This is a genomic window from Shewanella sp. SM95 (assembly GCF_025653595.1).
Classification (GTDB): domain Bacteria; phylum Pseudomonadota; class Gammaproteobacteria; order Enterobacterales; family Shewanellaceae; genus Shewanella; species Shewanella oncorhynchi.
This window is the reverse complement of the sequence record NZ_JAKKSE010000007.1, coordinates 56,236-81,357: the sequence shown is the minus strand read 5'-3', so window position 1 is coordinate 81,357 and position 25,122 is coordinate 56,236. Positions and strand designations below refer to the sequence as shown.

The window sequence follows — 25,122 nt, the reverse complement described above, 5'->3', positions numbered from 1 at the left end:
AACCGTCTGCACTCTCGGTTTAATGGCTAACGCAACAACTTGATTTACAACAACTACCGACAATCCGGTACACAACAGCCCCATTGGTCTTTCCTCAGTAAAATAGGTTCAACTGAACCTCATATCATTTCCGGATGTTTACCGGCCTCAATTGTTTTAAAACACATACGTCATAAATAAAAAATAACCGAGATACTGAGTATCTCGGTTATTTTTTCGGCGCGCATTCTCCCCCAAAACCAATAAGAAGACAACCCAATAAAAATATTAAGTGATCCGCAATCTGTGATGGCTTAGTGAAAAACGACAGAATCCAAGTACAAGACTTGATATCAGCTCACGATCCTCAATCTGCTTTAATCAGAACCAAGATCTCCCTTTGTCGATACATTAGAAGAATCACCAGCAGCACTGCGCAGCAAGGTTTGTAATTGTTGTAGCTCGAGTCTGATGGCTTTCAACTCCTCGTGCATTTGTCTTTGTTCCTGCTCCAAGACTTGTTTGTCCTGCTCACGCTCTAATGCATGCTCTTCGTCACTGAAGGTTTGCATGGTATTGACGATAATCGCAATAAACAAATTTAGCATAGTGAAAGTAGCCACCAGAATAAATGGCACGAAAAATACCCAAGCATAAGGGTAAACTTCCATCACTGGCCGCGAAATTCCCATAGACCAGCTTTCAAGCGTCATTATTTGAAATAGGGTATAAAACGAATCAGCAATGGTGCCAAACCATTCCGGAAACGTAGCCCCAAAGATTTTGGTGGCGATCACCGCAAACACATAATAAATCAACAGTAATACCGTGGCGATCGATGCCAATCCTGGAAGTGAACCCAACAGAGCTGACACGACCCGTTTCATTGATGGCACAATTGTTAACACTCTCAGCACCCGCAACACCCGTAGCGAACGCAGTACAGCCAGAGGCCCAGATGCAGGGATCAGTGCAATCACTATCACGGTAAAATCGAACACACTCCAAGGGTCTTTAAAAAATTCCCCCCTGTAGGCATAAATCCGTAGCAATAACTCCACGACAAATACACTCAGCAGCACCTTATCAAGACTCATCAACAAAGTACCGTATTGCGCCATCAGGCTGGCTGAGGTCTCCATACCTAACTGCACCGCGTTGATTAAAATCAATGTCAAAATAAAATGACCAAACCAGTTTTGCTCAACCAAGCTAATCACTCTTGCCTGCAAACCCGTTGGTGCGTTAAGTAAAGATGTACTCATGTCGACTCCTATAATCACAATTGCGGCGATTGTAGCGAGTGCGCTTTCAGATGCCCAGTTTTTACGGTGGGTTAAATAACAACAGGGTTAAATGCAGTGGATTGAGCAAGATTTGGATAATATGAACAGCAACTTTTATGAGGGGGTGGGTAAAACGTCATAACGTCCTCAGTAAACGATTAACACTCGCCAATAAATATAAATCTAAGGTATCGCTAAAAACTAATGGGTATCAATCAGCAACAACTTCGTTCTTCGCTTAATCCCCAACATCGCTAGGCCGAAAAAGACCGCAAATAAGCCCCAGAGTTGCAGCCATTTTGGCATCACACTCGCCCAACTTGCGCCCATTTGATTGAGCTCTAGCATACCCATAATCGCGGGTACGGCCGGAATAAACTGTGAGCCGAGTACTAAAGGCTCTGGGATCAGCGCTATCGGCCACACAAAACCTGACACGAATAGAATAGGCATAGAGATCAGCAGTAGCACTTGGGTGGGTAAATCGCGGCGGGTGAATAAGGTGCTCATGGCAACACCTGCGGCGGCGGTAGCCAGTAAAAACGGCAATAACCACAGCGCAACTAAGCCAAGGCTCGCTTGAATACTCACGTTATACCAGTGATAACAATAGCCCACATAAAAGCTGGTAAAGAAGATATAAATCAACATGAAAGCAAGAATACGACCACAGACTAATTGCACCGGTGACACCTGCTGCCAATACCCTTTATGCCGCCATTGCCCAGCCCCTAAAATGCCAGTACCTATGAGTAAGGTTTGGTGCAAAATCAGCAAGAACAGTCCAGGTACCACATAGGGCGTATAACCTAGGCTCTGGTTAAAGGCAGGCACACTGTTAAGATGAAGCGAGTTTAAACTCTCTTGGGCCTGCTTAGGATTTTGTCCTTGAGCAAGCATGCCAATCAATTGCACTTGCTTACCCGCATCCATTCCTGCGCTAACTAAGCCTTCAACAACCGCGGAATAAATCAAAAAGTAACTAGCATCACCGCCATAGCTTAGCGTCACACCTTTACCGAGCAATAAATCGCGGCGGAATCCTTCAGGGATCACGAGTAAGCCGTGGGCCTTACGCGTCTCAATAAATCGCTTCGCCTCGGTAATCGAACCGACTTGGCCTATGACTTGAATTTTTGCGCTGGCATCGGCATGACGGATCAATTGACGGCTTAGGGAAGAATGATCTAAGTCCACCACGATCAGTTGTTGCTCAGTCGGCACTTGATTCAGATAGGGCAAAGGATACAAAACCGAATAAAACAGTACACCGCCAAATAAGGTCACTGCGATCGCTTTATCGCTAATAATAGCCTTAAACTCAGTGAGGATCAGTCGCCACAGACTGAGCTGACGTGGTGTGTTTGCGTGTTCGCTATTGGATAAATTCATCCTATTGCCCCTTCGCAGATATAGCTGCGTCCGAGTCATAAACCGTCACTGAAGCATTGGTGTTAACTGTGATAGGCAGTAATTTACGCGACAGGAAATATATCAAAGGTATCAGACAGATAAAGCCCCAATAGCTAGTGATTTGGCTCGCCACACTTGGCCAAGTAGCGCCATAACTCACGATACTAACATGGGACTCAATATAATGGCTCGATGGCATGATAAGTCGCCACCACTGGGCTAATTGCGGCATTTCGTGAGTCGGAAAAGTAATGCCCATAAAGGCAAACGCTGGCGCAAATAAAGCGGTACAAAAGCTGATGACCCGCGCACTGTCACGCATCACTACAAATATTAATAACACTAAGCTCCAGACTGCCAATAACATGACTAATTGCGCGAGCAATAATAGGGCTAAACTCCCCCCCATCGGCAGAGCAAGATACAAATACAGCCAAGCTAAAATAAAGCCGCCCTGCAGCATCAATATCGGCGTAAACAGCACCATTTTCGCCCACACTTTAGGCCAAAAATGTTCAGTTAAGATATTCGACATGCCATCGGCCTGAGTGGTAGGCGCTAAATGCAGCTCTCGATTTAAACTGTTTGCCATCACTAACATAGATAACAACTGCCACAGCGCAATCAGCACTGGCGGTACTAAGAAACCTATGTAGTTGTTATTTCGGTTAAACAGGGCTGTTGTTTGGCTTTTGACTGGGCTTAAATTCACTGCGACTTGGGATTTCGGTGTACCATTAGCGAGCTGCTTTAAACCCGCCACTTGCTGTAATCCGTCGCCTAAACTCAGCTGAATTTGGCTTGAGAGTAACTTACCCACCAGCAAAAATTGACTGTTGTAGCGCACATCAATTGTAGGCTTATGGCCTGTAAGTAAATCCTTTTTCATATCATAGGGAAAAATCACAATAGCGTAGACTTTCGCCTGTTGCATCGCGCTTATCGCCGAGGATAAGTCGGTAAAACTTTGCGGATCGGTAACCGGGTTTGCCTTAAGCTGACGGGTCAACATGCGGCTCAATTGACTATGATCTTGGTCAACAATCGCTACGGGCAGTTGCCTTGGCAAACCTGCACTGAACAACCACCATAAGCATAAAATCCCCAGTAGTGGAATATAACTTATCAGCGCTAACTGCCAAGGGTCATGCCATAGGGCACGCAGCTCACGGCGAACTAACGCTGTGAGCAACGCCATAAAGCTTATGCTCGATGGCTGTGATTCGTCCTTAATCTTGTCCGCCGCGTTGGCGTGAGGCGTACGTTCAGTCACGACTTTTACTCACTACGCAGCAGCACAGACATGCCGACACGCAGATCGGTAATCGGCTGGTTTGGACGCAATTCCACTTCAAAGGTTCGCATATCAAAATCATGGCCACTTTCGGTCGAACGCCAAGTGGCAAACTCACCCATCACACTGATATGGGACACAGTAAAATCCACATCCTGCCCGAGTGCCGGAATCGTTAATTGAATTGTTTGACCTTTTTTGAAACGTTTAAGTTGGTCTTCTCGCACTTGGAACACGGCCCAAGCATCCTGCATATCAATCAAACTAACAATCGGAAAACCACTGGGAGCCAATTCACCCGCCTGTAACAGCACGTCGCTGATTTCACCCGATTTAGGTGCGCGCATTTGGCTATCTTCCATAATGGCGCTAACTTCTTTCACTGCACCTTCAGCCTTACGGGCATTACCTGCCGCAGCCACTTTGGTTTCCGCCCGCGCACCTTCCTCGGCCATTTGGTACATGGCTAAGGCCGCTTGTTCTGTGTATTTTGCCGCTTGCCATTGAGTAAAGGCTTCATCGCGTTTTTGTCTTGCAGCCACACCTTCGTTAAATAAATTTTCGACTCGGGTATAAGTGGTTTTAGCGAGTGTTGCTGCCGCCTGCGCCTTGAGCCATTGCTCCTTGGCTGCCATCACTTCTTGACTGCGAGCACCGTTGTTGGCTTCTAGCTGCATCGCCTTAGCGGCATCACGGCCACCTTCGGCCTGCATTAACTTTGCATCTAGCTCAGGACTGCGAATCGCGAATAATAAATCCCCTTGGGCAACACTATCACCGCGGCGCACGAGCACTTGCTCGACTCTGCCTGGCACCTTGGACGAAACATTGTACTCACGGGCTTCAATCTGGCCCTGCAACAAACTCGGCTGCGGGCTATAAGCGAGCTTGAGTCCATAGGCTAAGATAAGGCCTAATGCGACCAACGCCACAAGGGCAAGTATTCTGTTAGCGCGCATTGTTTGTCTCCTGCTCTTGAGTGCGGCCTATGGTACGACCGATAAATTCATCTAGTTGTCCACTAATGGCCATTAATCTCGCATAGGCTTGCACGTAACGATAACGGGCAGCCAATTGCTGAGTTTTCACTGCGCTCAGTTTCAGCTCCGCATCGACTCTGTCGATAGAGGTTGAAAGCCCTTGATTAAAGGCGATGTCACGCAGGCGCAGGTTTTCAATAGCAAGTTCTAGCGAAGTATCGAGCGCCGTCACTTCTTCCTCGGCCTGTAATAATTGGCGATAGCTTTGATCCACCAGCAGGCTCAAGTCTTGTTTAGTTTGTGCCTTGGTATAACGAGCTTGTAAGAGTGCACTTTTCGCCGCTTCGACCTTACCGCTACGGCCATCGCGGCTGATCAGTGGCACATTGACCCCAACCCCAACCATCCAGTCAGGTGTGATGCTCGTCAAGAGTGTGTCTTCTTCATACAAGGTGTAGTTACCGAAGAGGAAAACCGTTGGATGGTATTTACCTTTTTCCAACGCTATTAAACCGTTCGCTTGCGTTTCTTTCGCTTCGAGCAATTTGAGCGCCGGATGTTGGCTCAGGGTAATTTGGCTGAGTTGAGCGAATGAAGGAGCCTGTGGCAGTACAAATAAGGGAGAATTTGTGCTCACCTGACTTTGCTGTAGCATACGTGCCAGCGCGATCACTGCCATTTCGTGTTGCCGACGAGCACTGCCTAAATTGACTTTAGCATTGTCTAGGGCGACCTGAGCATTGAGGCGCTCAACCTTAGCAATTTGCCCTTCGCGCTCTAGTGCTAAAGCATGATCAACATGCTTAGCTAACGAGCCAACCAGATCAGTCTGAGTATTCACCAATGCCAACGTCACATCGACAGCGTAATATCTATCCACCAGCAGGGTAAATAAATCACGAGTAGCCAATTGTAATTCTTGTTGCTTCTCGGCCACCATAGCCGCGTGTATACCTTGAGCCGCAGTGATCTGTCCGCCCGTATAAATCGGCCACATTGCCTGTAAGCTGGCGCTAAAAATATCTTGTTCACTTAAGGGCAGCGGCGGAATACCCGCAATAATGCCGCCAAGCGATGGCGGGATAGAAATCACAGAATTTAATTCTTTCAGATCAAACTCAATCGGTTTATCCAAATGAATATAGTTACCGCGAATGTCTAATGAGGGCAAATTTAAGCTCTCACCCGCCTCTTGTTCACCCTTAGCGCGGTTAACTTCCTGCGATTGCGCTTGCAACTTGTCGCTCACCTTCAGCACTTGCTGCCAAGCATCAGTAAAGCTAATCGGCTGGGCATAGCCAGCCGAAGGCAATGATAATAGGCACAGCCATACCACACGTGATAGTTTCATTAACACCTCTAGAGTAGTTACTCTAACTTCCTTTGCGAATGATAACATTCATGGTGGGCAGCGACTAGAACCCATAGACGTAAGGTTCTAGGTTTTATGCTGTTCCGCCCACGGTGAGCTTATCGAGTTTTAGGGTCGGTTGACCCACACCCACAGGCACACTTTGACCATCTTTACCACAAACGCCCACTCCTTGATCTAAAGCCATATCGTTACCGACCATAGAAATCTGGCTCATAGCCTCAGGGCCATTACCGATTAAAGTAGCGCCTTTAATGGCTTGAGTCACTTCACCATTTTCGATCAAATAGGCTTCGGATGCTGAGAACACAAACTTACCCGAAGTGATATCGACTTGACCACCGCCAAAGTTAGGGGCGTAAATTCCCTTCTTCACTGACTTAATAATCTCACTGGGATCTGACTCACCGGCCGTCATATAAGTATTGGTCATACGTGGCATAGGCAAATGTGCGTAGGATTCGCGGCGACCGTTACCCGTTGGCGCAACACCCATTAAGCGAGCATTGAGTTTGTCTTGGATGTAACCCTTTAAAATACCGTCTTCAATCAATACGGTTCTTTGGGTTTGTACACCTTCATCGTCGATACTCAGTGAACCACGACGATTAGGCAAGGTGCCATCGTCGACCACAGTCACTAACTTAGACGCAACCTGCTGGCCGACTTTGCCGCTAAAGGCACTGCTGCCCTTACGGTTAAAGTCGCCTTCTAAACCATGTCCAACCGCTTCATGCAGCAATACGCCGGGCCAACCATTACCTAACACCACTGGCATTTCACCCGCTGGCGCATCGATGGCATTTAGATTGACCTGCGCTTGACGCACGGCTTCGCGGGCAAAGGCGAAACACATAGGTAAACCTGTGTCATCGCTTGCCATTAAAACACCGTAGTCATGACGACCACCACCACCAGCGCCGCCACGTTCACGTTTACCGTTTTCTTCCAAAATCACGCTACAGTTAAAACGCACCAGAGGACGGATATCGGCCGCAAGAGTGCCATCACTCGCAGCAACGAGGATTTCTTCGTGCACACCAGCAAGGCTAACCACCACTTGAATAATCCGGCTATCTAGACTGCGAATAAAAGCATCGGCTTCTTTCAGCAGGTTGATTTTTTTGACTTCTTCCATCGCCGCAATCGGATCTAAGCTGTCGTATAACGCCAATGCTTTTTGACGTTTAAAGGCTTGTACTTGAGTCTGCTCACCCGCACTAGCAATGCCACGGGCAGCCTGTACTGCAGCGCTTAAGGCGGCAGGAGTGATGTCGTCGGCATAGGCGAAACCGGTTTTTTCACCGCTGATGGCCCGCACGCCCACACCGCGTTCAATATGGAAACTACCGTCTTTGATGATGCCGTCTTCCAGCACCCAAGATTCGTGGCGACTACCTTGAAAATAGAGATCGGAATAATCGATTTTGTGCTGATGTATGGTGTTTAGATAGGTTTGCAGGCCATCTAACGCTAACCCATTCTTCAATAAACTTTGCTCTACTTGTGCTAAAAATGGCATCTATGCTCTCTTTGACCCCAAGGGATCTTGATATTCTGAGTGTAAATTCGGTGTACTAATTCTATGTGTTAATGCTGCGTATCGACTCAAGCGCAAATTCAGCATTTCAACTCGTCTGCTGGCTACTGGCACATTATTTCAAGCTTGGTTCAAGGAAACGATTATGCTGCATGACGGGCATTTTACTGCGAATACTGTGCAGTTCGGTTAAGTCGACCTCAGCCTGTACCCAACCTGTACCGGTTTTGAGTTCAGCCAAAATATTCCCCCAAGGACCGACTATCATGCTCTGCCCCCAAGTTTCACGGCTGCCTTCGTTATGCTGTCCCCACTGAGCTGCAGCAAGAATAACGCATTGGGTTTCAATCGCTCTGGCCTGTAGCAATACTTGCCAATGGGATTCCCCCGTCACCTTAGTGAAGGCAGAAGGGACTGTAATAATCTCGGCACCCGCAAGACGCATCGCCCTAAACAAGTCGGGAAAGCGTAAATCATAACAGATGGTTAAGCCAATTTTGCCAAAAGGTGTATCGATAACGCTAATGTGATCACCGGGGCAGAAGGTTTCGCTCTCGCGATATTGTTTTGTACCATCGGCAACATCCACATCAAAAAGGTGCAGTTTATCGTAATGCCCTAAAGTATCACCTTTATCATCAAACAGATAACTGCGACTATAGACACGACCATCCTCAGCCAACGCCGGAATAGTCCCCGCGACCATAAACACCCGATACTTGGCGGCCAGTTCACTTAACGCCAATTTGAGCGGACTCTGATGGACATCACCCGCATAGGCAAGTTGCTGACTTTCGTGGCCACCAAACAATAAACTACATTCGGGTAACACGACTAAGTGGGGCGCATCGGCATCCCGTTTGAGTTCGTTAAGCTGCGATTCGATAAACTGCAGATTGGCGCTGACGTCGCGACTGCTCTGACATTGCAACAGGCTGATGTGCATTCTGCTCTCCCTGAATTTGCTTAATCGGTTCTACTGCTGGCTGATTCTCTGGTGTGGCAGGCGTGTTTGGCGCTTCAGGCGAAGGCGTCGCTTGAGGTTGCTCCCGCTTTAAATCGAGCGCTTTAATTTGATCTGTTGCTGGCTTTAGCTCTTCTGACTTTGATTCTTCAGATCTGGCCTCTTCAGGCTTAACGTCTTGTGGCTCGAGCACTTCTGGTTGTGTTGCTTGAAGCTGTGGCTCAGATTTAGCGTTGCTTGGTTTGACTTCAGTTGACTGAGCTTCAGTTAACTTAGTTTCAGTTGGCTTAGCTCCTGTTAATTGAGCCTCGGTCGATTTAGTCTCTACCGGCTGAGTGATATCGGCGTTATGACTCGCGGCTTCGGTCGGCACCGCTGAGCGCTCAACGCCAACCACAGGTAAAATAGATTCTGGAATTTCAATCTCTTTACTCTTTCGCTCTAACTCTTCGACCACGGGCTCAGCCATAGTCCCAGTCACCCGAAAACGAATTTCTGAAATCACTTCAATCACAGGCTCAAGCACTTTTGTCAGGGCAAAGGCCCCCAGACCCAGTGTCCACGCGCTGGTACTGAGCAATACGACAGTCGGCACACTTGAGGCCAATTGTGGCACAAAGCGGATATCGTAATTCAAACTTTCAGTGGTGAGATCCGTATAGCCACGCACCTTCATATTACCCGCGATGGCATCCATTTCAGTGTCTGTGGTTTTCACCACGCCATTATCAATCTGCAGATTGCCATTGAAAGAGTTGAAATACATGCCCTGACCGAAGACATCGGTGAAATCCAGCGACAGTTTACGCACCAGAGAATCTAAACTGAACAGGGAGAAAATCCGCGCGCCCTTGTCACTCACCTGAGATAAGTGGCCTTTGCCTAAGTTGAATTTCACCTTGCCATTTAAGGTTTCGAGGGAGAAGGCATAGGGAGCACCTTGCCAAGATAAGTCCGCATTAACCTTCAAGGGGGCTTCATTAACGCCAGGCTCTATACCCAATTGAGCAGACAGATAACTAAACTGAGTGGCATTTAACTCAACACTGAGATCAGTTTTATTCTGTCCAGCCTGTTGCTGCCAAATGCCACTGCCCTGCAAATTGACATTGGGCGTAGTCAAAGACAATGTTTGAATTTTATATCCTGCCGCTTGTGGGCTCGCCTGCAAAACGAGCTTTCCAAAGGATTTATCGAAGAAACGAAAATCTTCCACATTCACTGCAACTGGCGGCAAGTTAGTGAGCACTTGATCACTGGCAAAATCGGCATCCGTGTTCGGCTTTAACTCAGGTGAAAAATAGAATTTATTCGCCACAACTTTGAGACCTTGAGTTTTCCAATTTGGATAGAAATCGATCCAACCGTCAAATTCGTTGGCAACGGTATTAAAACGCCATCCCGTCTCGTTAGGCTTAGCATTAAGCCTAAGCTCCGTCAGTTCTTGCCCTAAAAGATCGAGCCGACCGATATGAGAATCGATACTCGCCACCGCGGGAAATAAACTTTTATGTGGAATATCATCAACTAAAATGCCCGTTTTCGGTATTTTCTCTTGACCAACAAAGGCATTAATCACAGGTAACCATTCGGCTAATTTGGCCTTACCGAGATCGATTTGAATATGACCTTGTTCCGTATTTCTGGCTTCATCCTCACCAAATAAACGCCCCAATAACAAGTCAAAATAACTAAAATTTGCGCCTTTATCGGCATCGAAACCACCGATAAACTCGGCATGACTGGCAAGTTTGACATCGAGCGTCGCATTATCTTGATCGCCAACAAACTCGGCGACTAAAGGTCGTGGTTCATTTTCGGGTTTAGCAAAGTATCCAGGGAGTAACAGTTGCGTCCCCAGCATATCCGAAGTCACTTTGGCTTGGATTTGATAACCTTGCTCAGTAAATAGCATAGTCATAGCACCGTCCCAACTGATTTTGCCCTGATAAAAATCACTCAAGGGATTGTGCAATTCATCGGGGAGACGACTGAGATCCCAACGACTTTTCAGCGAAAGATTAAGGCCAAAATCTTTACCTTTAGGCTGAGTGTCGAAAGTTAAACTAAGCGGTTGTTCGAACAAGCGCGCTTTGATGCCTTTTCCTGTCACAACCTCATTCGCAAAGTCGACAACACCAGTCACGCCATGAAGTTGAAGCCCTGGCTGAGCAATATATACAGGTGTGTTATCAAAACGGATTTGACCACGAATATCTTCAGCTTCACCTTCATACAGTGGAATGCTGATGTCTAAAGTGCCAGTGACAGCACCTTGCACTTGCACGACATCTAAGGTTTTACCTACTGAGTTCGCCAAAGGTGAGGCTTGTAACACCTTAGTCGCCGCACTGCCTTGAGTAGCAAGTTCGGCTTCAATCCTTAGCAGCGTCTGTTCACCAATGGCGGGAATAAATACATGGGCCCCTGTGGCATCCACATTCATCAGCTTGCCTTGGTTTAACCAAAGATCCATGCGGGTATTTTCAAACAAAGCGTTAAGGGACAGATCTGTGACCGCAGGCCAGTCGGGTTGAAACTGAAATTTGGCATCTGTTAAGGTAAATGCTGCCTGAAATACGCCGCTATTATCGTCGAAGGGAAAACCACTTAACGGACCACGCCAAACAACTTGCGCATCTTGGGTCTGACCCGCTTTAAGCCCAGTATCCAAATACTCGGCCAGTGATTCACCCATCGCCTTATTGGGGAAATACTTGTCGGCATTAGCCACATTGTTGATACGAACATTGGCCGCCAGCGCCATGTGTGCAGCACCGCTAAAGTCCAAATTCAATGCCGCATCAACGCCGATATCTTCGTTTTCAAACTGCAACTGAGGCACATTTAAACTCAGATGTTCAGTATCGAATTGACCATCAATTGGCGCCCCATTGAACACTAATGGCGCCGAAAATTCATCACCAAAATCGAGGGTGTACACTTGTTCAGGTAAAGAGAAATACAGCGTCTTATCTTGCCAGCGCAGGTTTACATCTACAGGATGAGTATTGGGAATACCGTCAACCTTCTGCCAATGCAACTGCTTCACTTCGGTACTGGCGAGCAAAGGCTGGTCGGCTTTTTGATACAGGCGGATTGGTCCAATACTAGCCTCGGGAGCTAACGCATGCCATTGACGTAATACGGCTCTATCGACTCCAGGAAATAGCGGCAACAGCGGCAATAGACTCTGAGTATTAACTTGATTCACATAGGCAAATAATTCATCGTTTTGACGCTTCGCGGCCAGCGTTAATGCAGGCCAATGCTCACCATTGGTGACAAAATCCAGTCCTGAACTTTGCACTTCCCAACCCGTCGCCTTTGGCTGCCAAACAATGTCACCCGCTTGAATTTCAAATCTCTGCGGCTCTTGCTTTAATGTCCATTGCAGCCAGCTCGGCTCAAAATGAACCATAGCAGAACTGATGCTGCGGTCGGCAAACGTAAGCCAAGCCTTAAGATTGACAACCCCTTCTAAGGGTAACTTTTGAGTGGAATCATAGGGATTAGGCTGACGTGAAGCCCATTCACCTAAATCCAAAGAGTTAGCCGCCAAATAAATCTGCCCAGTCAAACTGTCGGGATTTGCACCATCGCCCTTGATATCTAACTGTAATCCGAGAGACTCATGCTTAGAGGCATCACTATCAAGATACAACTCTCCCGCACCGCGGTGACGTTCACCCTGATTGCGCCAGTTCAAATGACGAATATGGATCGGGCGAAACTCTTGGCGCATGCTCAGCAATTGCACAGTGGCATTGGTTAAGGAGAATCTATCGAGTTGTTTGAGTAACAGGGCATAAAGCCAATCGAGTTGCGGGGCTTTATTAATTGTGGCGGGATCGTTTTCAGTAAGCTTATCCATGTCTAAAGCGACATGGACACCCTCAAAATTGACATCTTCGATTCGCGGGGTGAGTGTGAGCAGCGATTGCCAAAAATCTAACTTCACTTGTACGTTCTTGATCATCAAGGTCACAGGCAGTTGTTCCTGTGGCGGGATCACTAAGTCATCGATGTTAATTGCAGGGCCAAATGCCTGCCAATGGGCGGATAACTCCCCCACTTGCACATCGACTTTATATTCGCTTTTTACGTAATTAACCAGTTGCTGGCGAACTTCATCAACCTGCGGTAATAAGCCACGGATCAAACTGACGGCAAGCGCAAACAAGACCAAAATAAGCGCCAGAAATTGCCAACAAAAACGGCTAAATTTTTTTGCAGTAAAAAGCGTAGCCACTACATCATCACCACATCGTATTTGTGCTGTGAGTACATAGGCTCATTTTGCAAACGGATGCGCTTACCTATGTAAACCTCAAGTTCAGCAATAAGATGATTATCATCGGTATGCAGACTTTGATACACGGCAGGCGAACAATACAACAGGAACTCATCAGCATCGTAGGCACGGTTTAAACGGATTATTTCGCGAAAGACCTCATAGGAAACCGTCTCGACTGTCTTCATGCTCCCCGTGCCATGGCAGGCCGGACATTCGCCGCAGACGACATGCTCTAAACTTTCGCGGGTACGCTTACGGGTCATTTCGACTAGACCTAACCCCGAAAAACCACTCACATTGGTTTTCACCCTATCCTTAGACAAAGCGCTGGTTAAGCTACTAAGAACACGAGCCTTATGATCCGCCGTCATCATGTCGATAAAATCGATAATAATGATGCCGCCGAGATTACGCAGACGTAACTGCCTCGCTATCGCTTGGGTCGCTTCGAGGTTGGTATTAAAGATGGTTTCTTCAAGATTCCTGTGCCCCACAAAGGCGCCGGTATTGATATCCACAGTCGTCATGGCTTCGGTTTGATCTATGATCAAATAGCCACCAGACTTGAGCTCGACTTTACGGCCGAGTGCACGTTGAATTTCGTTCTCCACATCGTAGAGATCAAAAATAGGCGCAGGTCCTGAATAGTGCTCAATCTTATCGGCAATCTCTGGCATAAACTCCTGCGCAAAAGACTGCAACTCGGCAAAAGTGCGGCGAGAATCCACTTGAATACGGTCCAGCTCAGTACCGACAAAATCACGCACAATACGCACAGGTAAGGCTAAATCTTGATACAGGAGCGACACACCACTACGTTTACGTCGTTCACTCACCTTTGACCAAACTCGGCGTAAAAATGCCGCATCTTGGGATAACTCATCTTCCCCTACACCTTCGGCGGCAGTGCGGATAATAAAACCACCGTCATCATCAACATAGGGCAAAGTAATTTGTTTGAGACGACTGCGTTCTTCTTCAAGTTCAATACGCTGGGAAACACCAACATGGCTAGAACCTGGCATAAAGACTAAATAACGGGAAGGCAGCGTAATATCGGTCGTTAGACGTGCGCCCTTAGTGCCCAGCGGATCTTTAACCACTTGCACCATAATGTCTTGCCCTTGACGGACTAACTCGGCGATATCACGAACAACGAAATGACCTTTCTCAACATCGGCGACACACTCAGTGTGCGGTACTATGTCGGACGCATGTAAAAAAGCCGCTTTATCTAAGCCAATATCGACAAAGGCGGCTTGCATACCGGGTAACACACGGCTGATTTTACCTTTGTAAATATTACCCACTAAACCCCGTTTCATCCGGCGTTCAATATGGACTTCTTGCAGCACACCATGCTCAACTAAAGCAACGCGCGCCTCAGATGGAGTTACGTTGATCAGTAATTCTGAACCCATCTTGCGCTGTATTTTATTTGGATTTAAGCGACTGGTATTCACGACTCACCCCATTCGGGAAACTAGATTAATTAATCGAAGTTACAAACTCTCTAAGCATGAAAACCGAACAAAGGAACAAGGTCAACGTCATTGGAGTACTCGATTCAGAGCCCTAAACGCCAATAAGGTTCATTCTAACCTCAAGCTAAAATCGCAATATAAGCAACCAGCAGCTGTTAAATAAAGCCAACTTCGGCTAACAACTCACGCGTTTCAACCAGAGGTAAACCTACAACGCCAGAATAACTGCCTTCAATTGCAGCCACAAAGCAACCGCCGAGCCCTTGAATGCCATAACTGCCCGCCTTATCCATAGGCTCTTTTGAAGCCACATAAGCCTCAATGTCAGCTGTCGATAAAGCGCAAAAACGCACTTGTGTTTCAACTAAGCGCACTGAGGTTTTTAAGGTTGAGTCAGACTCGCCTGCTTTGTAGGTCAGTGCCACAGCCGTCATCACAGTATGCGTTCGGCCAGACAGTTCACTGAGCGTTTGCTTAGCATCGGCCACATCTAGCGGTTTACCTAATATTTGATTTTCAAGCACTACGATAGTATCAGAACCTAATACAACAGGCTGTGACATATCTGCGCATAATGCCAGTCCAGCTTGGGCTTTTTCAGCGGCTAAACGTCGTACATAATCCCTTGGCGCTTCGCCCTGTTGCACAGTTTCATCAATATCCGGTGCCACTTGCGTGAAACTAAACTCAGGACGACCGAATCCAATCTGTGCCAATAATTCTTTACGACGTGGCGAAGTTGAAGCTAAAACTAAATCCACAGTTAACGAACCTTATAATGACGTCGAACCCGACGTAAAATCCAAAATATCCAAGGCCAGATCACTAATCCTGAAATCGCAGGTAAAAATAGATCTGTTTTGAAAACAGCCTCTTGCATCACAAATTCCACCCAGTAAATCACTAAGTGATAAATACAAATCAGTAGCATGATCACTAACGACTGCTGCCATTGAGGGAAGTTTCGCAAACGCTGGCAATGCAAGATAGCGATATAAATAACCAAAGACATGGCTAAAGAGCGCACTCCTAAGGTGGCTCCCAATAAAATATCTAATACTAGGCCTAAAACCCATGCGGTTAAGATGTTGTATCTGTGGGGTAATGCGATAGACCAATAGAGAACAATCATTAATAGCCAGTCTGGACGCCAAGCATCAACAGCACTTGGCAAAGGCATGATCTGGCTGATCACGCCGATAAATAATGTCACCCAAACAATAAAGCGCCCATTGGCGGCCTGAAAACTCATTAATGCACCTCAGCCATAGGAGGAGTGGTTTCCGTTGACGGTTTGGTCGCAGGCGCGGTCACAGGTTTAGAAGCCTCTGCTGGCGTGACACTTCCGCCAGCAGGAACAGCGCTATCTGCTTTTGGTACATTATCGCTCGATGAATGATCCGCAGCAGGCACGGTAGGCTGACTCGGTAAAGTCACACCAGAATCGGGGGATGGCCAAATCAACAATAAATAACGAATACGATCTAACGCCGCTAAAGGCTGGGCGGTGACTCGAGCGTAACTTTGACCATCTTCAGTCAACACTTCCATAACCCGCGCGACCGGATAACCTTCCGGGAAACGATTCCCTAAACCTGAGGTGACCAGCAAATCGCCGACACGAATATCGGTACTCTTGGCCACATGGCGCAGCTCTATTTCATCTAGCTCACCCGTACCATTGGCAACAAGGCGCACATCATTACGGGTGATACGCACAGGTAATCCGTGTGATACATCGGAGAGCAATAACACCCTACTGGTCATTTCACTGACTTGTACCACTTGGCCAACAACCCCTTGGGCGTCGACCACAGGCTGCCCAACAAATACACCACTGCGTGAACCATGGTTTAGCACCGCATAGTGATGGAAAGGATCGCTAGCAACCTCCAATACTTCAGCCACCATTTTGCGCGAATCAAGGTAGGCTGGTGAGCCCAACAGTGCGCGTAAACGTTCATTTTCTTGGCGTAAGTGTTCGAAACGCTGTAAGCGTTCACTCATCAGCAATTGCTGCCTGAGCAGCTCTTTATTCTGCAACGCTAACATATTGCGGGTGGCAAAACTTTCAGACGACCAGTCAAGCGCAACACCGGGTACGCTCGCTAAATACTGCAATGGACTAAAAAAAGAGGATAACGATTGCCGTACAGGATCGAGGCGATGATTAGCCACGAGCAAAGCCACCGACAAAATAATTGCCAGTGTCAGACGGAATTGGTTTGAAATACCACGAACAAAAATTGGCTTCATAGGAAAGCTAAGGCGGTGATTAACCGCCCCATACCGAAGTTAAATTAGGTTTCTTCGGAGAACAGATCGCCGCCGTGCATATCAATCATTTCGAGGGCTTTACCACCGCCACGTGCTACGCAGGTCAATGGATCGTCCGCCACCATTACAGGAATTCCGGTTTCTTGCATTAATAAACGGTCTAAATCACGCAATAAAGCGCCGCCGCCAGTTAACACCATACCGCGCTCAGAAATATCTGAAGCTAATTCTGGTGGAGATTGTTCTAACGCCACCATCACAGCACTTACGATGCCAGATAATGGCTCTTGTAAGGCTTCTAAAATTTCATTGCTGTTCAGTGTAAAGCTACGAGGTACACCTTCTGCCAAATTACGGCCACGGACTTCGATCTCAAGTACTTCATCGCCAGGATAAGCAGTGCCGATAGTGTGCTTGATACGCTCAGCCGTAGCTTCACCAATCAAACTCCCGTAATTACGGCGGACATAGTTGATGATCGCATCATCAAACTTATCACCGCCGATACGTACCGAAGACGAATACACTACACCATTAAGTGAAATAATCGCGACTTCAGTGGTACCACCACCAATATCCACCACCATAGAGCCGGTCGCTTCAGATACGGGTAAACCCGCACCAATCGCAGCTGCCATTGGTTCTTCAATTAAATACACTTCGCGAGCACCAGCGCCCATGGCTGATTCACGAATAGCACGGCGTTCTACTTGAGTGGCACCAACGGGCACACACACAAGCACGCGTGGACTTGGACGAAAAAAGCTATTGTTGTGCACTTGTTTAATAAAGTGCTGCAACATTTTCTCCGTCACATAAAAATCTGCAATAACACCGTCCTTCATTGGGCGGATAGCTTGGATATTGCCAGGCGTTCTGCCTAGCATTTGTTTAGCTTCTGTGCCGACCGCGGCAACAGATTTCTGACCGGAGCCACTACGCTCACCACGTATAGCAACAACAGAAGGCTCATTGAGGACTATGCCTTCGCCACGAACATAAATTAATGTGTTAGCTGTACCCAAATCGATCGATAGATCATTAGAAAAAATGCCGCGTAGCTTCTTAAACATGTAACTAGCCTGTATTCTGTGGAGTCAGAAGAAAAGAAAAATCAGCTAACTTTATCAATGCCACCCTGATTCCACAAGACCGAGGAGGTTAACAATCGCTAATGAAGTGATTTTTTTTCAAATCGCCACGTAAAAAACAGTATTTAAGCGGAAAATACTGTTTATTGACGAAAATATCAGCAACAAAAAACGAGTAAACATACAATTCAGCAACAAATATCAAACTAAGGCATTGCATTTAGAATCTGTTACAAGCGTTTTCGTCGACTTCCAATAAGTAAAATGGCAGCCCATTTCAAGGGAAAGCCTGAGTTCAATTTAATAAGAGAAATAACTCAGATTAGTTTACCTCACGCCAATAGATTATTTTGTCATGCCCTCGATAACGACCAAAATACGCACTTGCCCGCGGTTCAGTGACCGCTGTTGGCGATACGCCATTCCAATTCCAGTACCATTCTAGCCATGTCGGCACATCCAAGGGCGCCGTCACTTGGCCGCGGTATGGCAACCCACTTGTTGTAACGGCTTGCCAGAGCAACTCAAATTGGCCAGCTCGGAATGCTGCAGTCCCGCCAGAACGCACAACACTTTGTCCCGCCACTAAGTCGGGATCAAAATTGTAACCCAGAGCGGAATGATCAACCTGCGAACCCAAGGCATACACTGCCGTTGTGCAGTTATCGGCAGTATTTAAGGCCCAGCTGCTGCCATTCCAATATTCGGCTCGAGTCGGCATACGCAGTATTTCTGTCTCAGGACCATAGGTGTTATCCATCACCACACGGCCATGACGAAGGGTTTGAGTGCTGATTTTCTTAGCATTACAGTTAGTGCAAGTACCTGTTGATGCCGCATCCATGTCTGGTGAGGCCACATAGCTGTAAAGCCCATTCGGCCGAGGATCGTTATCCATCAATTGCACGCCAATATCGAGCAGCTCGAAGGGGCCATCCTGATACAGATTCGTCGCCACATTTGGGGTCACCCGACTAAAGTTAGCTTGGTAAGAAGCATCGACCGTCGCCACACCTTGATTCCAACTATCAGCCTTTATAGGTAAGGCACTTAAGCGACTCTGTAAATCGACACCATTATTGTTGTTTTCTCCCACTAATTTGGCAGTGGCGAGGGAAAATGGCGGGAAATAGTTTTTCGTTATATCCCCCGCGATATTTAAAGCACTGAGCTCCATCGACATAGGGAACAGCTGATCCATATAGCTAAAGCCGCCACAGGCAGGTATGACCGATACGTTACTGATTAAAAATCTATCGGGCACAAAACGGCCAATATTAGCTGAATATCCAATTGGAATATTTAAGCTGCTTGCCGTCCCTAAATAATTTGGGCTAGCCTGCGCTGCAATTTGGAATACTCCAACTTCGCTGATGGTCTGATTGCTGATGGTATTGAGATTATTGGCCTGCACCGAGTGGCTGTAGGATGCCACGCCTAACGCCCCATCAAGTCCGCCGTTGGCAATGCTTGGCGCAACGACTTTACTGGCAAGCTTCATCTGCGCATCACTAAAGTTAGGCGTGGGTAAGTTGCCCGAACAAAAGTCCGGATCGCCATCTTTTTCCCATGCCATCGCTTGCACCGTCATGCCAAAGGTTTGACCCGCTTTACGATAAACATTACACGTCATATTCGCGCTTGAGCAGCTAGCATTGGCATCTACAGACTTAACACACAATCCCGCTGGTACGCTGACAAATTGGTCTGAACCTGCCATGACTAAGCCCTGTTCATCACCAGTACCTGTATATTTTGCATCTAATTGTAATTTACCTGCATCAGGGTAATTGACTGAAATGCTTGCTTGTCCGTTGCTATCAAACAGCAGATTCACCGCCGTAGGCGAGGCACTCGAGGTGCCAATTGCCGTATTGTTGATGGTGACGGCTTTAGGCGAGATAGGCGCGCTTGGCGTTTGGTAACTGCTCCAGAAATTCAGCGTTTTGGTCTGGCTTTGGAAGCTTGGGACACACTGCTTCGTCACATCGGATTTTTTCACCGCTTTGACTAACGCTTGCTCGGGGCGATTCGCACGCTTATCGGGTACATCGAATACAAAACCACTGTCGGCAAAGGTGAGTGAACAATTGTTTTCACTCAAACCACCATTACCAATACGGCAAAGGGTTTTGCTTAATGGTTTAGTGGTGGGATTAGAGCCCTTCACGCCTAAAGTCACTACACCGGGAGTATTTCGCCTCAGTTGCAGTTGCGCCGTGCCACCGCTAAAACTCACTTGATTACCGCCAACCCATACGCCATCTGCCGCAGAATCAGGTAATAAGATTGCGCTAAGAGGTGCAGTAAAGAGTTGACTACAACTCGCATTTGCACAGGCTCTAATCGTTACCGTCTCAGCATTACAGGTCAGACCTTGACCCGTATGATCAAACTCAAAATGATCGATCTGAGCACCAATAGGATTCGATTTTAACGCACAAATTTGCACGTTATCGATTTCGTGGTTGTTATTTGAGCCCCCCGTTGAGCCCGTTAAAGACAATAAAAAATCACTTGGAATGGCCGCCTGACCATTTTGTGCTGCGGCGTTAAATGCGGGAACTAAAGTCACAAAACCAGAACCTGTATTACGCTCAATTTTCACAATAGATTGATTCGCGGCTTGCGAATCAATTGTGATTTTATACCTGTGCGCAGGCGACACATTATTGCCGTCTACCGCAGGCGATAAGCAACTACCGTTCGTATTAGTAGTGCCATTACTACAAGCGCCGCGTAAATAATTATACCCTGACGTGCCGACACCCGAACCGCGAACCGCAACGGACTGGCGTCGCTGGCCGACATTAGAACTACCGCCTTCACCAGAGAAGTTACCGAACTCATCAATACCAAACCCAAGCCAACCACCCGCGAACCCATTAATACCAGGTTTATAACCGTAACCCAATGGACCGCCAAAGGCGCCAGGCTGCGGCGTTATAGAAGCATCCGATAACACTACCGCAATGCCGTCGGCACCATTGCCACCATAGGCATAGTGATCAAACTGGATCTCCACTAAGTTAGCTTTTCCAGGAAAGAGTCTTTGATAGGTAGATGCCGTAGATTGGTCAGATTTAGCTTCGGTTAAGCGTAATCGACCACTCCGAATAGATGGAGTAAAAGTGCCGCTGCTACGGGAAACGACCCAATCACTACTTAATGCACTTTGGGAGAAAGTGTCATTAAAACACTGTAATACCGGTACATAATCATTAATACGACCACTACTCATAACCAAATAACGGCTGGTGACTCGGCCATTGATAATCGAGTTATTATTTAGACTTAATGTTGCATCGCTATAAACTCGCCCATTGAGTACAGCATCACTATTTAGCTGAATATTGCTATAACCGATAATAAGAGCAGAAGCAGCATTATTTTCATTGAATTTACTGCCATTTAATTCAAACTGTTGCTTTATAAAAATGCGGACATTGCCTTGCAAAATCACCTTAGCATCTTGATTCAAAGTAAAACTATCTACCCAATAGTCCCCTTCAGGTAAAACGAGTGTCGCGCCACCCCCAATAGCGATAGCGTTAAATCGATACTCATTTTGAGTTGCCGATAGAGTCAGAGTACAAGCAGAATAAAGCGAAACATTGCTAAACTGACTTTGCCCATTACCACCAAGCGTTAATTGCTCGCCAGTATTACAAGAACCATAACCGCCACCAGCGCCGCTACTCGATAAAAAAGCGTTGTTCCCAGTTAAATTTAACCCTCGAATATCACTGCCATCAATAGTACATTTTCGCACTCCACCAGACCCGTTATCACAACTGTTATCAGCAAGCCCGCTGCCATCGTTACTCGAACAATAATCTAATCTAGCACCACCAGTACCATTAATGATGCCATTACCGTTTATCATCAGCTGTGCCGATGATATTTGATGGCATACATTAGAATTATCACCATGGTGTCCTTGAGCAACCTTGGCAAAAATAACAGTCTGGTCAATAGGGTCGAATGCCATCACTGACGAGGGAAAACTCAAGATAAGTGCTGCCAATATGGCACGATAAAAAAGATTAATTCCCACGAGCTTCTACCTCAACTTGTCGGCTAACACGGGTCTCGCCGCTTTCACATACTGCTTTACTGTTGATTCGATATTGGGTGGTGGTACCTACCGCATAGGCTTTGCACGTCAAGGTCACAGTGCAGGCATGGAAACCAGTTACATTAGGTGGATTCCAAGTGCTCGTTGCAGGGCAAATGCCAACTAAACCATTTAATGGGAACAATGTTGCCAATGCGGCATCGGCGCCACTGTTCGCGGCAGCAAAGGCACGAGTCCCCCACACCTCTTGGGTTAATCCAGTATCCCCATCCTGCACAATATTGATCAGGGCTGACGCCAGTAGAAACATCACAGTGATCACAAATACGCCAATAATCAATGCACTGCCGTGTTGACGCGCAGGCAGAGCGTGAGAGGACGATCTTGATAGTGATGATCTGGATGCTGAGTTACGCCCTACCGAGCGACAATGTGAATTAAGGGACATTGATCACCTGCACTTGATGTCGATATTGGAACGTCTCACCATTTACATTAAACCGCGGTTGTAAATGCACCATGGCATTATTCACTAGGCTAGATGGCGTTAAAATCAGCGGTAAATCAGCACCATTATTTAAAACATTTGCCACACTTTGCGCCATTAGCACGCCCGTGCCCATAGTGGCTGGATTTGGTTGAACGGTATTAAAGTTATAACCAGCATAACGCACTATTTGCAAATCATTACCGCTTGCCCCCTTTTCAAAGCAATAGCTCACAGGACTCGAACCAAAATAGATCCTTTGTCGTGGTGATGCTTCGGCAAAACGTGTTGGCGCAGTAAAAGTCAGTGTCACTTGATTAGCCAAGGTCAGAGGAGGTGTTTTAATCTGTGCTCGTTTTTGTCTCGCGCTGCTATACACATCGGCGTCAACCAAGGGATAGATCCAAGCGAATTGATTCACGCGAATCGCACTCGCGGTATTATCTAGAATAACTATGCCAGTACTCGCGGCCGCAGCGGGGATAATTGGCATAGCAAGATAAGTCGTGCTGGCCTCGATCGGTACAAATTCAACACATTGATAGGTCAGCGAATCGCTATTAAGACGCACACTGTTGGGCAAAGCACTACGTAGCTCACGGGTCATTCGCTCAACGGCAAAACGGCTCTGACTGAGTACCTGATCGACTGAACTCGACTCCACAAAAATCCGCGTACCAAAAATAATAAAGCTACTCACCCCGACCACGAGAATCCCCAGAATCAAGATAACGGTGACCATCTCGACCAAGGTAAAACCTAGTGTGGATTTTTTATTAACCGTAGATAAAGGTGAGGCCATCAGTAATTACTCCTCACCATATTGTAAGTAATCACTTCGTTGTCGGGCGTAGTCACATTAATCGTCACTAGCTTAGTATTGGACACTGCGCCATAAGCAACGGTGACGCTTAAGCGATAGTTAGGATAAGCATTTGCATAGGTTTGGGTTGAGTTGAGCATAGTCGCGGTTTCATTTAAGCCGTTGTAATCGTCCACATCGTTAAAGTTATTGCGACTCTCACCGAACTCAGGGCCTAATGACGTTGAACAATTACTACCGAGCGGACTACCACAGGCGGGCGTGCCGCCATTGGCATTGGTGTTTTGATCGTAACGCTTGCCCCAGATTTCATTCATCACCGAATGTGCAAGCTCAGCACTGCGTACTCTATGTAAGGTACTGGCCGCACGATCAGCTTGGGGGAATAACATACTGGTTAGCATCACTATCGCAATGGCAATCACCAACATGCCAATCACTAATTCGATAAGGGTAAAACCCTGCTGTGGTTTGGCTTTTTGGGATGCTTTTACTGATGCTTTGCCCAATAGCAACCGAGGATTAATTCGCATAAATATAGCCCTCGGAGGAGACGTTAATCATCACAGTGTCATTAGCAATCACATTAATGCATGGCCCATTACAAGCCAACGAAGTGCTACCATCGATATCGAAATCGAGGCTGAAGTTGCTGATATTAGTACTGTTAGGGCCTACTAGCACTAATTGAGCACCACCTTGAAAAGCTTGGGTATAAAGCGGGTTTGGCGATAATGCGGGACCAGAACAAACCGCCCCATTTCGGGTAGAGAATTGACTCACTTGATAGCCAGTGCCAGAAACGGTTACACGAAAACACCTGTCGGTATTATTGAGCGCTTTTTGCTGTACTTGACGCAGCTCGCTAATGAACTCGTTACGTAAACTATACACACTGTAGGAAGACTGAGTAAACAGGCGTGGCAGTACAACCACAGCAAGAATTGAAATCAAGATGATGGTCGTTACTAATTCTACTAAAGTAAATCCGGCCTGTTTTGACATAGAGAATTTAAGCATCACTCGCTTTGGTTGCTGATGGTGAGAATCTAGGCGCTAGAATCTAGCTTCAGTTTCTGCCAACTATCTGATTAACGCAAATAAATGTCGGCAAATTATTGGCAAACTCATTTCTTTAAAATCATGTAACAACTGCATTTTACCTAAAAAAAAGGCCTGCTAGGCAGGCCTTTTCCAGTAATTCAAATTAACAACCATTATCTGTAACAGTAATCGTTGGCAAGGCACCTGCACTTGCTGCTGCAGTGTAAACAATCTTACAGCTTTTCGCTGGTTCAGAGCCAGCAGCAGCTACATCAGCAGGAGCGCCACGTTGACGAATGGTTGCTGTGTTAGGGGTACCTGTAGTTGCATCGATAATCCAATCATTGGTACCTGAGGTCGCAGTGGCAAGATCAAATTTAACATCCATACCTGCTTCTAGGGCTGCTTGAGTAGCGTCCATGTAGCCATAAACAATGGCGACATGATCGGTAGTTGCGCTAGTACCTGCGATATCCAATGTATCAGTTGCTTTTGTCTCTTTACCTGCTAGTGCAGCTTTTGAATAAACTAAGCTATTGGCACCTTGAATAGCCCCTTTCATTCCTTGAATAGTTGAAGCACGTGCATCACCTTGCAGATTAATAAACTTAGGTGCCGCTGTGACAGCAAGAATACCTAAGATAATGATCACTACGACTAATTCAATTAAGGTAAAACCTTGTTGTCTTTTCATATCAAACTACCTTTCTTTA

19 protein-coding genes are annotated in these 25,122 nt (G+C 46.8%); all 19 read right to left on the bottom strand.

The annotated features are described in order from the left end of the window. Positions 1-356: 356 nt before the first annotated feature. The 19 genes from L5M29_RS10200 to L5M29_RS10110 all read right to left on the bottom strand — a co-directional run bounded on the left by L5M29_RS10200 (position 357) and on the right by L5M29_RS10110 (position 25,103). Positions 357-1,244: an ion transporter gene (locus tag L5M29_RS10200; protein ID WP_263167697.1), complete on the bottom strand. Its 888-nt coding sequence runs from the start codon at positions 1,242-1,244 to the stop codon at positions 357-359. A 222-nt stretch (positions 1,245-1,466) separates the two neighbouring features. Next, entirely contained in the window at positions 1,467-2,657 is a 1,191-nt protein-coding gene (locus L5M29_RS10195; protein WP_219253730.1) for an ABC transporter permease, read from the bottom strand. 1 nt (position 2,658) lies between these two features. Continuing rightward, positions 2,659-3,876: an ABC transporter permease gene (locus tag L5M29_RS10190; RefSeq protein ID WP_263167769.1), complete on the bottom strand. Its 1,218-nt coding sequence runs from the start codon at positions 3,874-3,876 to the stop codon at positions 2,659-2,661. Between the two features lie 80 nt (positions 3,877-3,956). After that, complete coding sequence (locus tag L5M29_RS10185; RefSeq protein ID WP_173247150.1) at positions 3,957-4,931, bottom strand: HlyD family secretion protein; 975 nt, start codon at positions 4,929-4,931, stop codon at positions 3,957-3,959. Next, on the bottom strand, positions 4,921-6,303 hold the full coding sequence (locus tag L5M29_RS10180) for a TolC family protein (RefSeq protein ID WP_263167694.1): 1,383 nt from the start codon (positions 6,301-6,303) through the stop codon (positions 4,921-4,923). Before L5M29_RS10180 ends, L5M29_RS10185 begins: the two co-directional genes overlap by 11 nt. A gap of 94 nt (positions 6,304-6,397) precedes the next feature. Then, a complete protein-coding gene (tldD, locus tag L5M29_RS10175; protein ID WP_113940074.1) occupies positions 6,398-7,846 on the bottom strand; it encodes a metalloprotease TldD in 1,449 nt (482 codons plus the stop codon). Positions 7,847-7,979: 133 nt separating this feature from the next. Further along, entirely contained in the window at positions 7,980-8,810 is an 831-nt protein-coding gene (locus tag L5M29_RS10170; protein WP_173247154.1) for a carbon-nitrogen hydrolase family protein, read from the bottom strand. After that, positions 8,734-13,080: a YhdP family protein gene (locus L5M29_RS10165; RefSeq protein ID WP_263167692.1), complete on the bottom strand. Its 4,347-nt coding sequence runs from the start codon at positions 13,078-13,080 to the stop codon at positions 8,734-8,736. Before L5M29_RS10165 ends, L5M29_RS10170 begins: the two co-directional genes overlap by 77 nt. Then, the gene (gene rng / locus L5M29_RS10160) at positions 13,080-14,546 is read right to left on the bottom strand and encodes a ribonuclease G (RefSeq protein ID WP_168825804.1); all 1,467 of its coding nucleotides are present in this window, start codon (positions 14,544-14,546) and stop codon (positions 13,080-13,082) included. The genes L5M29_RS10165 and rng overlap by 1 nt, the downstream gene beginning before the upstream one ends. Before the next feature lie 218 nt (positions 14,547-14,764). Further along, positions 14,765-15,370, bottom strand: coding sequence for a Maf family protein (locus tag L5M29_RS10155; protein WP_263167690.1), 606 nt, complete (start codon positions 15,368-15,370; stop codon positions 14,765-14,767). 2 nt (positions 15,371-15,372) lie between these two features. Beyond that, positions 15,373-15,861 (bottom strand): rod shape-determining protein MreD, encoded by a 489-nt coding sequence (mreD, locus tag L5M29_RS10150; protein ID WP_105251286.1) that lies wholly within the window; start codon positions 15,859-15,861, stop codon positions 15,373-15,375. Continuing rightward, complete coding sequence (gene mreC, locus L5M29_RS10145; protein ID WP_219250668.1) at positions 15,861-16,865, bottom strand: rod shape-determining protein MreC; 1,005 nt, start codon at positions 16,863-16,865, stop codon at positions 15,861-15,863. The genes mreD and mreC overlap by 1 nt, the downstream gene beginning before the upstream one ends. A gap of 44 nt (positions 16,866-16,909) precedes the next feature. Further along, a complete protein-coding gene (locus L5M29_RS10140; RefSeq protein WP_105251284.1) occupies positions 16,910-17,959 on the bottom strand; it encodes a rod shape-determining protein in 1,050 nt (349 codons plus the stop codon). A gap of 340 nt (positions 17,960-18,299) precedes the next feature. Next, positions 18,300-22,034, bottom strand: a complete 3,735-nt coding sequence (locus L5M29_RS10135; protein WP_263167687.1) for a DUF6701 domain-containing protein — start codon at positions 22,032-22,034, stop codon at positions 18,300-18,302. Next, positions 22,024-22,503 (bottom strand): MSHA biogenesis protein MshP, encoded by a 480-nt coding sequence (locus tag L5M29_RS10130; RefSeq protein ID WP_263148054.1) that lies wholly within the window; start codon positions 22,501-22,503, stop codon positions 22,024-22,026. The genes L5M29_RS10135 and L5M29_RS10130 overlap by 11 nt, the downstream gene beginning before the upstream one ends. Further along, positions 22,493-23,344: a PilW family protein gene (locus L5M29_RS10125; protein ID WP_263148052.1), complete on the bottom strand. Its 852-nt coding sequence runs from the start codon at positions 23,342-23,344 to the stop codon at positions 22,493-22,495. Before L5M29_RS10125 ends, L5M29_RS10130 begins: the two co-directional genes overlap by 11 nt. Then, complete coding sequence (locus L5M29_RS10120) at positions 23,344-23,898, bottom strand: type II secretion system protein (protein WP_263167685.1); 555 nt, start codon at positions 23,896-23,898, stop codon at positions 23,344-23,346. Before L5M29_RS10120 ends, L5M29_RS10125 begins: the two co-directional genes overlap by 1 nt. Beyond that, positions 23,888-24,385 (bottom strand): Tfp pilus assembly protein FimT/FimU, encoded by a 498-nt coding sequence (locus tag L5M29_RS10115; RefSeq protein ID WP_263167683.1) that lies wholly within the window; start codon positions 24,383-24,385, stop codon positions 23,888-23,890. Before L5M29_RS10115 ends, L5M29_RS10120 begins: the two co-directional genes overlap by 11 nt. A 187-nt stretch (positions 24,386-24,572) precedes the next feature. Then, a complete protein-coding gene (locus L5M29_RS10110; RefSeq protein WP_263167681.1) occupies positions 24,573-25,103 on the bottom strand; it encodes a prepilin-type N-terminal cleavage/methylation domain-containing protein in 531 nt (176 codons plus the stop codon). Positions 25,104-25,122: the final 19 nt, after the last annotated feature.

What these genes read in the sequence shown, in the direction of transcription:
- L5M29_RS10110 (WP_263167681.1), bottom strand. Translation starts at nt 25,103, where the DNA reads ATGAAAAGACAACAAGGTTTTACCTTAATTGAATTAGTCGTAGTGATC.
- L5M29_RS10125 (WP_263148052.1), bottom strand. Translation starts at nt 23,344, where the DNA reads ATGGCCTCACCTTTATCTACGGTTAATAAAAAATCCACACTAGGTTTT.
- L5M29_RS10200 (WP_263167697.1), bottom strand. Translation starts at nt 1,244, where the DNA reads ATGAGTACATCTTTACTTAACGCACCAACGGGTTTGCAGGCAAGAGTG.
- rng (WP_168825804.1), bottom strand. Translation starts at nt 14,546, where the DNA reads ATGGGTTCAGAATTACTGATCAACGTAACTCCATCTGAGGCGCGCGTT.
- mreD (WP_105251286.1), bottom strand. Translation starts at nt 15,861, where the DNA reads ATGAGTTTTCAGGCCGCCAATGGGCGCTTTATTGTTTGGGTGACATTA.
- L5M29_RS10195 (WP_219253730.1), bottom strand. Translation starts at nt 2,657, where the DNA reads ATGAATTTATCCAATAGCGAACACGCAAACACACCACGTCAGCTCAGT.
- L5M29_RS10115 (WP_263167683.1), bottom strand. Translation starts at nt 24,385, where the DNA reads ATGCTTAAATTCTCTATGTCAAAACAGGCCGGATTTACTTTAGTAGAA.
- L5M29_RS10170 (WP_173247154.1), bottom strand. Translation starts at nt 8,810, where the DNA reads ATGCACATCAGCCTGTTGCAATGTCAGAGCAGTCGCGACGTCAGCGCC.
- L5M29_RS10120 (WP_263167685.1), bottom strand. Translation starts at nt 23,898, where the DNA reads ATGCGAATTAATCCTCGGTTGCTATTGGGCAAAGCATCAGTAAAAGCA.
- L5M29_RS10140 (WP_105251284.1), bottom strand. Translation starts at nt 17,959, where the DNA reads ATGTTTAAGAAGCTACGCGGCATTTTTTCTAATGATCTATCGATCGAT.
- L5M29_RS10130 (WP_263148054.1), bottom strand. Translation starts at nt 22,503, where the DNA reads ATGTCCCTTAATTCACATTGTCGCTCGGTAGGGCGTAACTCAGCATCC.
- tldD (WP_113940074.1), bottom strand. Translation starts at nt 7,846, where the DNA reads ATGCCATTTTTAGCACAAGTAGAGCAAAGTTTATTGAAGAATGGGTTA.
- L5M29_RS10185 (WP_173247150.1), bottom strand. Translation starts at nt 4,931, where the DNA reads ATGCGCGCTAACAGAATACTTGCCCTTGTGGCGTTGGTCGCATTAGGC.
- L5M29_RS10190 (WP_263167769.1), bottom strand. Translation starts at nt 3,876, where the DNA reads ATGGCGTTGCTCACAGCGTTAGTTCGCCGTGAGCTGCGTGCCCTATGG.
- mreC (WP_219250668.1), bottom strand. Translation starts at nt 16,865, where the DNA reads ATGAAGCCAATTTTTGTTCGTGGTATTTCAAACCAATTCCGTCTGACA.
- L5M29_RS10180 (WP_263167694.1), bottom strand. Translation starts at nt 6,303, where the DNA reads ATGAAACTATCACGTGTGGTATGGCTGTGCCTATTATCATTGCCTTCG.